The sequence below is a fragment of the Crossiella sp. NPDC003009 genome (genome assembly GCF_053591555.1).
The window spans coordinates 77,205-91,524 of record NZ_JBSFUA010000021.1; the positions used below are offsets into that span (position 1 = coordinate 77,205).

Genomic DNA, 14,320 nt, shown 5'->3' on the forward strand with positions numbered 1-14,320 from the left:
ATGTCGATGCTGTGGGCGCTCGCTGGCGCTGGTGCGGGATCGTTGCGGGCCAAGGCGGCCAGGCTGCATGCCCATCTGAGCGCGACGCCGGACTGGCGGCCACAAGACGTGGCCGCGGCCCTGGCCGCGTTGCCACAGCTGGGCGGCAGGCGGGCCGCGCTGGTGGCCACCGACCGCGACGGGTTCCTCGACGGGCTGGCCGCACTCGTCGAGGGCCGCGGCGCCCCCGGGCTCACCGACGGCGTGGCCCGCGACGGCGGTATCGTGTTCGCCTTCCCCGGACAGGGCCCGCAGTGGCCCGGCATGGCCACCGAACTGCTGGCCACCTCCCCGGTGTTCCAGGCGCACGTGGACGAGTGCGTGCAGGCCCTGGAACCCTTCCTGGACTTCGACCTGCCCGCGTTGCTGCGCGGCACCGCCGATCCCGTGGCCTGGGAGCGGGTGGACGTGATCCAGCCCGCGGTGTGGGCGATGATGGTGTCCCTGGCCGGATTGTGGCGTTCCTACGGCGTCGAACCGGCGGCGGTCATGGGCCACAGCCTCGGCGAGGTGGCCGCGGCCGTGGTCTCCGGCGCGCTCTCGGTGGACGACGGCGCCCGGGTGGCCGCGCTGTGGAGCGCGCAGCAGCAGACCCTGGTCGGGCTGGGCGACATGGTCTCCGTGCTCGCCCCGGCCGAGGCGGTCCGGCAGCTGCTGACCCGCTGGGACGGGCGGCTGGAAGTGGCCGGGATCAACGGCCCGGCCTCGACCGTGGTCTCCGGCGACCTGGACGCCGCGGCCGGCTTCCTGGAAGAGGCGCGCGCGGCGGGCTGGCAGGCCCGGCGGGTCGCGGTCGGCCTGGCCGCGCACTCCGCGCACATCGACCGGATCACCCCGGCCCTGCGCGAGCTGCTCGCCCCGATCCGCCCGCGCGGCGCGGACATCCCGTACTACTCCGGCCTGCACGCCTGCACAGTGGACGGTGCGACGCTGGACGCGGACTACTGGTGCGCCAACCTGCGCAACACCGTCCGCTTCGCCGAGGCCACCGCCGCGGCCCTCGCCGCCGGGCACGGCACGCTCCTGGAGGTCAGCCCGCATCCGGTGCTGACCGCGGGCATGCATAGCACCGCCGAGGCCGTGGGCGCCGAGGTCGCCGTGCACGGCACGCTCTGGCGCGAGCAGGGCCACCTGGACCGGGTGCGGCACAGCCTGGGCGAGCTGTTCACCAGCGGCGCCACCCTGGACTGGACCGCCGTGCACGCCGGACTGGACGCGCAACCCCTTGACCTGCCCTCGGAACTGGCCGCCGAGGAACTGCCCGGGGTGGAGGAGGCCGACCGCGAATCGGTGCTGCGCGCCGAACTGGCCGGGATGACCGAGGCCGGCCAGCACGCGCTGCTGCTGGCCGTGGTCCGCCGCGAGGTGGCCGCGCTGCTTGGCAGGCCCGAGGCCGCGGTGGACGGCGAACTGCCTTTCCGGGAACAGGGCTTCGACTCGGTGACCGCCCTGGAAATCCGCCGCAGGCTCACCGCGGCGCTGGGCATGACCTTGCCCGCCACCATGGTCTTCGACCACCCCACCCCGGACGCGGCCGCCCGGTTCATCCGCACCGAACTGCTCGGACTGTCCACAGTGGATGAATCGGTGCCGGAGATCGTCGTTGGCGACGAGGACGATCCGGTGGTGCTGGTCGGCATGGGCTGCCGCTTCCCCGGCGGGGTGCGCGGACCGGAGGACCTGTGGCGGCTGGTGCTGGCCGGCACCGACGCGGTCACCCCGTTCCCGGCCGACCGCGGCTGGGACTTCGCGGGCGCGTTCAACACCGAACTGGACGAGCCCGGCCAGTTCGCCCAGGGCCAGGGCGGGTTCCTGCACGACGCGGACCTGTTCGACGCCGAGTTCTTCGGCATCGCCCCGCGTGAGGCCGCCGCGATGGACCCGCAGCAGAGGCTGCTGCTGGAAACCTCCTGGGAGGCCCTGGAACGCGCGGGCATCGCACCCGGCTCGCTGCGCGGTCGCCGCGCCGGGGTGTTCGTTGGCGCTTACACCATGGACTACGGCCCGCGTATGGACGACGGGTCCGCCTACGAGGGTTACGTCTTCACCGGCAACACCGGCAGTGTGATGTCCGGCCGGATCGCCTACCTGCTCGGGCTGGAAGGCCCGGCGGTCACCGTGGACACCGCGTGCTCCTCCTCGCTGGTGGCGCTGCACCTGGCCGTGCAGTCGGTGCGGCGCGGGGAGTGCGAGCTGGCGCTGGCCGGTGGCGTCACGGTGATCCCCAGCGTGGGCATGTACGTGGAGGTCTCCCGGCTCGGCGGGCTGGTTCCGGACGGCCGGTGCAAGGCGTTCTCCAGCAGTGCCAACGGCTTCGGCCTCGCCGAGGGTGCCGGGGTGGTCGTGGTGGAACGGCTGTCCGCGGCCCGGAAACACGGACACCCGGTGCTCGCGGTGATCCGGGGCAGCGCCACCAACCAGGACGGCGCCTCCAACGGGCTCACCGCGCCCAGCGGCACCGCCCAGCAGAAGGTGATCCGACAGGCACTGGCCAACTCCGGACTTCGACCGTCCGATGTGGACTTAGTGGAGGCACACGGCACCGGGACCCCGCTGGGCGACCCGATCGAGGCCACCGCGCTGCTGGCCACCTACGGCCAGGACCGGGACATCCCGCTGTGGCTGGGCTCGGTCAAGTCAAACATTGGACACACCCAGGCCGCCGCGGGCATGGCCGGGCTGATCAAGATGGTCATGGCCATGTGGCACCGGGTGCTGCCGCGCACCCTGCACGTGGTCGAGCCGACCCCGCACGTGGACTGGTCAGCAGGCGCCGTCGAACTGCTCACCGAAACCCGCCCGTGGCCCAAGGAGGGCGGGCCGCGCCGGGGCGGGGTTTCCTCCTTCGGGGTCAGCGGCACCAACGCGCACATCATCGTGGAAGAGCCGCCGCTGCTGGAAGTTTCCGAGGAGCCCGGGCACGACACGCTGGTGCCCTGGGTGGTCTCGGCCCGCTCCGAGACCGCGCTCCAGGCCCAGATCGACCAGCTGGTGTCCTTCGTGGCGGACCGGCCGTGGCTGAAGCCGGTCGACGTGGCCGCCTCGCTGCTGCGCGACCGCACGCCGTTCGAGCACCGGGCCGTGCTGCTGCCCGCCACGCCAGGTGGAGAGCGCGCGATCGTCACCGGTCAGGCCGGTGCGCACCAGCCGGTGTTCGTCTTCCCCGGTCAGGGCTCGCAGTGGCTGGGCATGGGTGTGGAGCTGTTGGAGACCTCGCCGGTGTTCGCGGCCCGGTTCACCGAGTGCGCCGAGGCGCTCGCTGAGTTCCTGGACTGGGACCTGACCGCCGGACTCCGTGACCAGGAGGCCTTGCGGACCCTGGACCGGGTGCAGCCGCTGCTGTGGGCGGTCATGGTTTCCCTGGCCGAGGTCTGGCGCGCGCACGGGGTTGAACCCGCGGCCGTGGTCGGCCAGTCCCAGGGCGAGGTGGCCGCCGCCTGTGTGATCGGCGCACTGTCGCTTGCGGACGGTGCTCGGATCATCGCCGAGCGCAGCAAGCTGATCAACGAGCTGATGGGCCACGACGGCATGGCCTCCGTGCTCGCCCCTGCCGACCAGGTCCGCGAACGGCTCACCGAGGGGCTGGTGATCGCCGGGATCGCCGGGCCGCGACTGGTGGCCGTGGCCGGTGAACTGACCGAGCTGGACACCTTTGTCGCGGCGTGCGAACGGGATGGCATCCGGGCCAGGATAACCCGGCCCACCGCGGCCTCGCACAGCCCGCACATCGCGGTGATCCGCGAGCCGCTGGCCGCCGCACTGGCCCCGCTTACCCCGCGCTCGGTGGAGATCCCGTTCTACTCCACGGTCTCGGCCACCGCACGGGACGGCGCGGAACTGGACGCGGACTACTGGTTCGAGAACGCGATCGAGCCGGTGGCCTTCCAGGTCACCCTCACCGCTCTCGCCCAGGCAGGGCACCAAGTGTTCATCGAGGTCAGCCCGCACCCGATCCTTGCCGTGGCCATTCAGGACACCCTGGACGAACTGGGCGCCGAGGCCACGGTGCTGGGCACCCTGCGCCGGGATGAGGGCGGCGAGCGCCAGGTGCTGTCCGCGCTGGCCGAGGCATACGCGCACGGCGTCGCGGTCGACTGGGCCGCCATGGTCGAGTCCGGGCAGCGGGTCGAACTGCCCACCTATCCGTTCCAGGGCAGGCGGTTCTGGGTCGAACGCACCCGGGAGACCGGCATCGCCGGACCGGACGCGGCTAGGCACCCGCTGCTCAGCGCGGCGGTGGAACTGGCAGACGGCGACGGCTGGGTGGCCACCGGCCGGGTCTCCCTGGCCACCCACCCCTGGCTGGCCGATCACGCGGTCTCCGGGGTGGTGCTGCTGCCCGGCGTCGCGGTGGTCGAGATGGCCGCGCGCACCGGCAGCGAAGCCGGTTGCCCGGTGGTCGAGGAACTGGTGCTGGAATCCCCGCTGGTGCTGCCAGGGGACGGTGCGTTGCGGCTGCAACTGGTGCTCGGCGCGGAGGACGGCGCGGGCCGCCGCTCACTCGCGGTGTACTCCCGCCCGGCCGAGGACGCTCAGGGCTGGACCCGGCATGGCGGCGGAGTGCTCGTCCCGGAGTCCACTGTGGACCAGCCGGAACCGTTGGACTGGCCACCGCTGGACGCCGAGCCGGTGGAGCTGGCCGGACTGTACGAGGACCTCGCGGCCACCGGCATCGAGTACGGCCCCGCCTTCCAGGGCCTGCGGGCCGCCTGGCGGCGCGACGACGAGGTGTTCGCCGAGGTCGCGCTACCCGCCGAGGTCGAACCGGGCCGCGGCTGGTTCGGCGTGCACCCGGCCCTGCTGGACGCCGCCCTGCACACGCTCTGGCTGGCCGGGCTCGGCACGGACTCCGGCCAGACCCTGCTGCCCTTCTCCTGGGGCCAGGTCGCCCTGCACGCCGGTGGTGCCGACACCCTGCGCGTGCGCGCTCGCCGAACCAGCCAGGACACCGTCGCTATCGAGCTGTCCGATGTGGACGGGCGATCGGTGGCCTCGGTCAGCTCGCTGGTCATGCGGCCGGTCGACCTGCGCCAGCTGCGACCCGCCGCCGCACACGCGGTCTTCGGCGTGCACTGGTCGGAACTGCCCACGCCCACCGAGGTCGCGGAGTCCACGGTCGAGCTGTGGCAGGTGCCGGAACCCTCCGGAACCGGCCTGGCCGAACGGGCCCTCGACGCCACCATGACCACGCTGGTCCGGTTGCGGCAGTGGCTGGCCGAACCGGGTGAGGCGCGGCTGGCCGTGTGCACCCGGCACGCGGTCGCCACCGCCGAGGGCGAGACGCCCGACCCGGCGCTGACCGCGGTCTGGGGCCTGGTGCGCTCGGCGCAGACGGAGAACCCCGGCCGGTTCACCTTGATCGACACCGACGACCCCGCCACCGACCTGCTCGCCGCCGCACTGGCCACCGGCGAACCCCAGGTGGCCATCCGCAACGGCCGCCTGTGCCAACCCGCTCTTGCCCGGCTCGACCCGCGCGCCGCGGCCAGCCCGCTCGGCGCGGACGACACCGTGCTCATCACCGGCGGAACCGGCACCCTCGGCGGCGAACTCGCCCGCCACCTCGTGGTCACCCATGGGGTCCGCCACCTGCTGCTGATCAGCCGCCGCGGCCCGGACGCCCCCGGCGCGGCCCAACTCGTCGCCGACCTCACCGAACTCGGCGCGGAGGTCACCGTCGCGGCCTGCGATGCCGCCGACCGGACCGCGCTGGCCGAGCTGCTCGCCACACACCCGGTCACCGGTGTGGTGCACGCCGCGGGGGTGCTGGCCGACGCGGTGATCGAGGCGCTCACCCCCGAACAGGTCGCGCAGGTTTTCAGGGTCAAGGCCGAGGCCGCGGTCAACCTGCACGAGCTGACCGGCGAGCTGAAGCTGTTCGCGTTGTACTCCTCGGTCGCGGGCACCCTGGGTACGCCCGGCCAGGGCAACTACGCCGCCGCCAACGCCTTCCTGGACGGCCTGGCCGGGCAACGGCACGCCGCCGGGTTGCCCGCCACCTCGCTCGCCTGGGGCTACTGGTCCCAGGTCAGCGAACTGGGCGCGCACCTGGCCGAAGCCGACCTGGCCCGGCTGGCCAGGCTCGGCATCGGCCAGATGTCCACTGTGGACGGTCTGGCCTTGTTCGACGCGGCCTGCGCCACCGGACAACCCGCGCTGGTCCCGATGAGCCTGGACACCGCCGCGCTGCGCCGCCAGGCCGGCGAGGGCACCGTGCCGCCGCTGCTGCGCCCGCTGGCCCCCGCGATCCGCCGCCGGGCCGCAAGCGGTGGCGGCGATCTGGCCCGCCGGCTGGGCGGACTGGCCACCGCCGGACAGGAACGGCTGCTGGCCGACCTGGTCCGCGGCCACGTCGCCTCGGTGCTGGGCCACGATTCGGCCGAGCGGATGCCCGCAGGGCGGGCCTTCCGCGAACTGGGCTTTGACTCGCTCACCGCGGTCGAACTGCGCAACCGGCTCAACGCCGACACCGGCCTGCGCCTGCCCTCCACGGTGATCTTCGACTACCCGACCCCGGCCGCACTGGCCGGATTCCTGCGCACCGAACTGGGTGGCCGCCTCACCGCCACTCCGGCGGTCCGCCGCCCGGCCCGCACCGCCGCGGCAGACGAGCCGATCGCGATCATCGGCATGTCCTGCCGCTTCCCCGGCGGGGCCGCCTCGCCCGAGGAACTGTGGCAGCTGGTGACCGAGGGCCGGGACGCCATCTCCGACCTGCCCGAGGACCGCGGCTGGGTGACCGGTCGCCTGGACGAGGACCCCGGCTACGCCCGCCGCGGTGGTTTCCTGGCTGGGGCCACCGATTTCGACGCCGGGTTCTTCGGTATCTCACCGCGCGAAGCCCTGGCCATGGACCCGCAGCAGCGGATCCTGCTGGAAACTGCCTGGGAAGCCCTGGAACGCGCCGGATTCGACCCGACCTCGCTGCGCGGCACCGACACCGGCGTGTTCGCCGGGGTGATGCACAGCAACTACGTCGGCCGCGAGGCCGAGGCCCCGCCCGGCTTGGAAGGGCACATCGTCACCGGCAACTCCAGCAGCGTGGCCTCCGGTCGCCTGGCCTACACCTTCGGCTTCGAAGGCCCGGCGCTGACCATCGACACCGCCTGCTCCTCCTCGCTGGTGGCCCTGCACCTGGCCGCGCAGTCGCTGCGCAACGGCGAATGCGGCCTGGCGCTGGCCGGCGCGGTGAGCGTGGTGACCAACCTGGACCGCTACATCGGCCTCACCTGGCAGGGCGCGCTCGGCCCGGACGGCCGTTGCAAACCCTTTTCCGCGGGCGCCAACGGCGTCGGCATCGCCGAGGGCGCCGGGGTCGTGTTGCTGACCCGGCTGTCCGAGGCGCGGCGGCAGAACCTGCCGGTGCTGGCGGTGATCCGGGGCAGCGCGGTCAACCAGGACGGCGCCAGCAACGGCCTCACCGCGCCCAACGGACCGTCGCAGCAACGGGTTATCCGGCAGGCACTGGCCAACGCCGGCCTGCGACCGTCCGAAGTGGACGCCGTGGAGGCGCACGGCACCGGCACGCCGCTGGGTGACCCGATCGAGGCCCAGGCGCTGATCGCCACCTACGGCCAGGACCGGGACGAGCCACTGCTGCTGGGCTCGGTAAAGTCCAACCTCGGTCACACCCAGGCCGCCGCCGGCCTGGCCGGACTGATCAAGATGGTCATGGCCATCCGGCACGGTGTGCTGCCGCGCACCCTGCACCTGGACGAGCCCACCCCGCACGTGGACTGGTCGGCCGGTGCGGTCTCGCTGCTCACCGACGCGGTGGACTGGCCGCAGACCGGGCGTCCCCGGCGGGCCGCGGTGTCCGCCTTCGGTATCAGCGGCACCAACGCGCACGTCATCGTCGAACAGGCCCCGGACCGCGCCGGCACCCCGTCCGCCGAGGAACTCCCGCTGACCCCGTGGCCGCTGTCCGGCCGCAGCCCGGACGCGCTGCGCGCCCAGGCAGATCGCTTGCTGGCCCTGCTCGACGCCGACCCCGAGCTGTCCCCGGCCGCGGTCGGTCACGCGCTGGCCGCCACCCGCACCGGGTTCGAGCACCGGGCCGTGGTGCTTGGCGCGGACCACGCGGAACTGCGGCACGGCCTGGAACTGCTGAGGGCCGGGGAATCCGGTCCGGCGGTGGTCAGCGGTACGGTCGCCACCGAAAACGGCCGGGTGGTGTTCGTCTTCCCCGGCCAGGGCTCGCAGTGGCTGGACATGGGTGTGCGGCTGCTGGCGACCTCGCCGGTGTTCGCCGCCCGCTTCGCCGAATGCGCCGACGCGCTGTCGTCCTTTGTGGACTGGGACCCGGCTGCGGAACTGCGCAATCCGGAATCGTTGCAGGCCATCGACATGATGCAGCCGCTGCTGTGGGCGATGATGGTTTCGCTGGCCGAGGTGTGGCGCTCCCACGGCGTGGAACCCGCTGCGGTGGTCGGGCAGTCGCAGGGTGAGGTCGCCGCCGCCTGCGTCTCCGGCGCGCTCTCCCTGACCGACGGGGCCAGGCTGATCACCCAGCGCAGCAGGCTGTTCGCCGAGCACATGGCCGGACACGGCGCCATCGCCTCGGTGGTGGCCCCGGCCGAGGAGGTCCGCACCCGGCTGGCCGCGCACCCGGAACTGGCCCTGGCCGGGATCATCGGGCCCCGGCTGGTCACCGTGGCCGGTGCACTGGCCGAGCTGACCGAGTTCGTCGCCGCCTGCGAGCAGGACGGTGTGCGGGCCCGGATCTCCCCGTCGACCGTGGCCTCGCACAGCAGGCACAGCGAGGTGGTGCGTGCGCCACTGGCCGCCGTGCTCGCCCCGCTGACCGCCCGCGCCGGTGAGATCCCGTTCTACTCCACGGTGACCGGCGGCCTGCTGGACGGCACGGCCCTGGACTCCGGGTACTGGTGGGACAACGCCCGTGAACCGGTGGCCTTCCAGGACACCGTGCAGGCCCTGCTGACCGCGGGGCACGAGGTGTTCATCGAGGTGAGCCCGCACCCGGTGCTCACCGTCAGCATCGAACAGACCGCCGAGGCGCTCGGTGTGCCAGCCGCGGTCTGCGGCACGCTGCGCCGGGACGAAGGCGGCCACCGCCGGATCCTGGCCGCGCTGGCCGAACTGCACACCCGAGGCGGCCGGGTCGACTGGACCGGACTGTTCGGCCCGACGTCCCGGGTCGACCTGCCCACCTACCCGTTCCAGCGGCAACGGTACTGGCTGGAACCGGCCGCCACCGGCGCGCTGACCGCCACCCTGCCCGGCCTCAACGACGTGCCCACCCCCGGCACTGATCTGGGCCGCAGGCTCGCCGAACTCCCGGAAATCGAAGCCCGCCAAGAACTCCTGGACCTGGTGCGGACCAACCTGGCCGCCGTGCTCGGCCACGACTCGGCCGACACCGTGCCCGCCAGCCGGGCCTTCCGCGACCTTGGCCTGGAATCCATCACCGCGGTCGAACTGCGCAACCGGCTCGGCGCCGCCACCGGCCTGCTGCTGCCGACCACCCTGATCTTCGACCACCCCACCCCCGGCGTGCTCGCCGAACACCTGCGCGCACTGCTCACCGGAACCGGCCAGGACACCAGGGTGCGGGCCACCACCGCCAGCGACGAACCCCTGGCCATCGTCGCGATGGCCTGCCGCTTCCCCGGCGAGATCAGCACCCCGGAACAGTTGTGGTCCTTCCTCGGCGCGGACGGCGACGCGATCACCCCGTTCCCCGCCGACCGCGGCTGGGACCCGGATGTCTACCACCCCGACCACGAGCGCCACGGCCACACCTACGTCCGCGAGGGCGGATTTCTCAGCGGCGCGGCCGATTTCGACGCCGGGTTCTTCGGCATCTCCCCACGTGAAGCCCTGGCCATGGACCCGCAGCAGCGGCTGCTCCTGGAAGTCGCCTGGGAAACCCTGGAACGCGCCGGACTCGACCCGGACACCCTGCGCGGCAGCGACACCGGCGTGTTCGCCGGACTCGCCCCCACCGGCTACGCCGCCCGGCTGGCCGAACCACCGGAAGGCATGGAAGGCCAGCTGCTGACCGGCAACCTCGGCAGCGTCGCCTCCGGCCGCATCTCCTACAGCCTCGGACTGGAGGGCCCGGCCGCCACCGTCGACACCGCCTGCTCCTCCGCGCTGATGGCCCTGCACTGGGCCTGCCAGGCGGTCCGGCAGGGCGAGTGCGGCATGGCGCTGGCCGGTGGGGCGCACGTGATGCCCACGCCCGAACCCTTCATCGCCTTCAGCCGTCAGCGCGGCCTGGCCGCCGACGGCCGGTGCAAGCCCTTCGCCGCCGCCGCGGACGGCACCGGCTGGAGCGAAGGCGCGGCCATGATCCTGGTCGAACGGCTCTCCGACGCCCGGCGCAACGGCCACCCCGTCCTGGCGGTGATCCGGGGCAGCGCGGTCAACCAGGACGGCGCCAGCAACGGCCTCACCGCCCCCAACGGCCTGGCCCAGCAACGCGTCATCCGCCAAGCACTGGCCAACGCCCGCCTGGAAGCGTCCGAAGTGGACGCCGTCGAGGCACACGGCACCGGAACCACCCTCGGCGACCCGATCGAGGCCGAGGCACTCATCGCCACCTACGGCCGGGAACGCGACGAGCCGCTGTGGCTGGGCTCGATCAAGTCCAACATCGGGCACACCGGCCCGGTGGCCGGTCTGGCCGGGGTGATCAAGATGGTCCTCGCCCTGCGGCACGGCCAACTGCCAAGGACCCTCCACGTGGACCAGCCGTCACCGCACGTGAACTGGTCGGCGGGCACGGTCGAACTGCTCACCGAACGCCGGGACTGGCCGGAAACCGGACGCCCCCGCCGGGCCGCGGTCTCCGCCTTCGGGGTCAGTGGCACCAACGTGCACCTGGTCCTGGAACAGGCTCCCGACCGACCGGTCGGTAAGCCCGCGGAAACCGGTGCGCCGCCGGTGCTGCCCTGGGTGCTCTCCGCCCGCACCGCGCCCGCGCTGGCCGCTCAAGCCGCCCGGCTGCTCATCCACCTGGACACCGATCCAGAGCTGTCCACGCTGGACATCGCGCACTCGCTGACCGCCCGCACCGCCTTCACCCACCGCGCCGTGCTGCTCGGCGGCGACCGGGATGAACTGCGGCACGGCCTGGAACTGCTGCGCGACGGCAGGCCCGGACCGGCGGTGCTCACCGGCGTCGCGGGCGAGTCGCCCGACCGCGTGGTGTTCGTCTTCCCCGGCCAGGGCTCGCAGTGGGCGGGCATGGGCGTGGAACTGCTCGCCGCCTCCCCGGTGTTCGCCGCCCGGATGGCCGAATGCGCCGCCGCGCTGGAGTCCTTTGTGGACTGGAGACTGCACGAGGTGCTTGTCGACGAGGACGCGCTGCGGCGGGTCGACGTGGTGCAGCCGGTGCTGTGGGCGGTGCTGGTCTCGCTGGCCGAGGTGTGGCGCTCGCACGGGGTCGAACCGGCCGCGGTGATCGGCCACTCCCAGGGTGAGATCGCCGCCGCCTGCGTGGCCGGAGCACTCTCCCTTGTGGACGGCGCGCGAGTGGTCGCCTTGCGCAGCAGGGCATTGGTCGCGCTGGCAGGGCACGGCGGCATGATGTCGGTCGCCCTGTCCGTGGACACCCTCGAACCGCGACTGGCCGCACACGGTCTGTCCGTGGCCGCGGTCAACGGCCCGTCCTCGGTCGTCGTCTCCGGCGCCCCGGAAGCGCTGACCGCGCTCAAGGACGAGCTGGCGACCGAGGGCGTGCGGGCCCGGCTGGTCCCGGTGGACTACGCCTCGCACTCCGCCCAGGTGGAGGACATCCGGGAGGAGGTCCTCGACCTGCTCGCCCCGGTCGCCCCGCGCGCGGCCGAGGTCCCGCTGTACTCCACGGTCACCGGTGAACTCCTGGACACCACGACCATGGACGCCAGGTACTGGTACCGCAGCCTGCGCGAAACCGTCCGGTTCGAGACCGCCACCAGGGCGCTGCTCGCTGACGGGCACCGCGCGTTCATCGAGACCAGCCCGCACCCGGTGCTGACCACCGGCCTGCAGGAAACCCTGGACGACACCGGGACCTCCGGCGTGGTGCTCGGCACCCTGCGCCGCGAGGAGGGCGGCCCGCGCCGCCTGCTCACCTCACTCGCCGAGGCCGCGGTGCGCGGCGTCCAGCTCGACTGGCGCCCGCTGCTGGCCGGTGGTCGACACCTGGACCTGCCCACCTACGCCTTCCAGCACCAGCGGTTCTGGCTGGACGTGCCGCCCGCCACCACCGCCGACCCGGTGGACGGCACGTTCTGGGACGCGGTCGACCGCGCCGACCTGACCGCCCTCGGCTTGGCCGCCGACCAACCGGTAGGTGAAGTGCTGCCCGCGCTGTCCCGCTGGCGGCGCGACCGGCACGAACTGGCCACCCTGGACTCCTGGCGCTTCCGCATCCACTGGCGCCCGGTGCCGCCCCGCCCGCAGTCCGGCCCGCTGGGCGCCTGGCTGGTCGCCGTCCCCGCCACCGCGAATCCCGACGTGGCCAGGGTGCTGGACGCCCTGCTCGCCGCCGGCGCCCAGGTGCGTCCAATCCAGGTGGACACCGACCGGACCGAACTCGCCCGCGAACTCGGCGCCCTGTTCGCCGAGGCGCCCAGCCGGGTGCTGTCCCTGCTGTCCCTGGACCACCATGCACACCCCGAGCACCCGGAAGTGCCTCGCGGGCACGCCGCGACCGTGACCCTGGTGCAGGCGCTGGCCGACACCGGCGCGGAGGTCCCGCTGTGGTGCCTCACCCAGGGCGCGATGGCGGTGGCCGATCCGGCCGAGGTGACCAATCCGGAACAGGCCCTGGCCTGGGGCTTCGGCCGGGTGGCCGGACTGGAGCACCCGGCCCAGTGGGGCGGTCTGATCGACCTGCCCGCCGAACTCGACGACCCCGCGCTGGCCCGGCTCTGCGAGCTGCTGGCCGGAGCCGGCGGCGAGGACCAGCTGGCCATCCGCCCGGCCGGGGTGTTCTGCCGCCGGTTCGGCCACGCCGAGCGCGGTGGCTCGGTGGAACCCTGGCGCCCAAGCGGAACCGTGCTGGTCACCGGCGGCACCGGCGCGCTCGGCGGGCACGTCGCCCGCCGGCTCGCCGAAGCCGGCGCCAGCCACCTGGTGCTGCTCAGCCGCCGCGGCCCGGACGCGCCCGGCGCGGCCGAACTGGCCGCCGAGCTGAGCGCCACCGGTGTCCGGGTCACCCTCCGCGCCTGTGATGTGGCCGACCGGGACGCACTGGCCGCGATGCTCGCCGAGGTCGGACCGCTGGACGCGGTGGTGCACACCGCCGCCGCCCTGGACGACAGCATGATCACCGCGCTGACCGCCGAGCAGCTGGCGAACGCGCTGCGGGTCAAGCTCGCCGCCACCCGGCACCTGCACGAGCTGACCAGCGAGATGGACCTGTCCGCGTTCGTGCTGTTCTCCTCGATGTCGGCCACCGTCGGCATCACCGGCCAGGGCAACTACGCGCCCGGCAACGCCTTCCTGGACGCCTTCGCGCACTGGCGGAGTGCCCAGGGCCAGCCGGTCACCGCCATTGCCTGGGGCCTGTGGGACGGCGCCGGTCTGGGCGCGGGCGAGCACGACACCGCGCGCAGCCACGGCCTGCCGCCGATCTCACCCTCCCGCGCGGTGCGCGCCCTCGAACAGGCGGTCGGCCGGGCGGACGTCACAGTCACCCTGACCGAGATCGACTGGCCGCGGTTCCACACCGCCTTCACCGCGACCCGGCCCAGCCCGCTGCTCGCCGACGTGCCCGAGGTCCGCGCCCTGCTCGCCGAAACCCCTGTCCCCACCGAGGACGGCCTGGCCGCCCGGCTCGGCGGACTCGGCGAGCACGACCGGCTGCGTGCGCTCACCGACCTGGTGCGCGCGCACGTGGCCACCGTGCTCGGGCACGACAGCGCCGAGGACGTCGAACCCGGCCGCGCGTTCAAGGACCTCGGTTTCGACTCGGTCGGCGCGGTCGACCTGCGCAACCGGCTGCGCGCTGACACCGGCCTGACCCTGCCCGCCACCACCGTCTTCGACCACCCCACCTCGAAGGCGCTGGCCGAGCATCTGTACGCGGAACTCTTCGGCGCGGCCGGCCCGGTGACCGCGGCCCCAGCGGTGCTGGCCGCGGTGGACGAGCCGATCGCGATCGTCGGCATCGGCTGCCGCTTCCCCGGGGCCACCGGTCCCGAGGAGCTGTGGCGGTTGCTGGCCGAGGGCGCGGACCTCATGTCCGACCTGCCCACCGACCGCGGCTGGGACCTGGACGGGCTCTACCACCCCGAACCCGGCACGCCCGGCAAGTCCTACGCCCGCG

Annotated in this window: 1 protein-coding gene (running past one end of the window); it reads left to right on the forward strand. The window is 73.6% G+C overall.

The genetic code is table 11. The features are described from left to right. Positions 1–14,320, forward strand: the start of a protein-coding gene (locus ACWDY5_RS22585) for a type I polyketide synthase (RefSeq protein WP_449724144.1). 15,023 nt of this gene lie beyond the right edge of the window; only the first 14,320 of its 29,343 coding nucleotides appear in the window; it begins with the start codon at positions 1–3; the stop codon falls past the right edge of the window.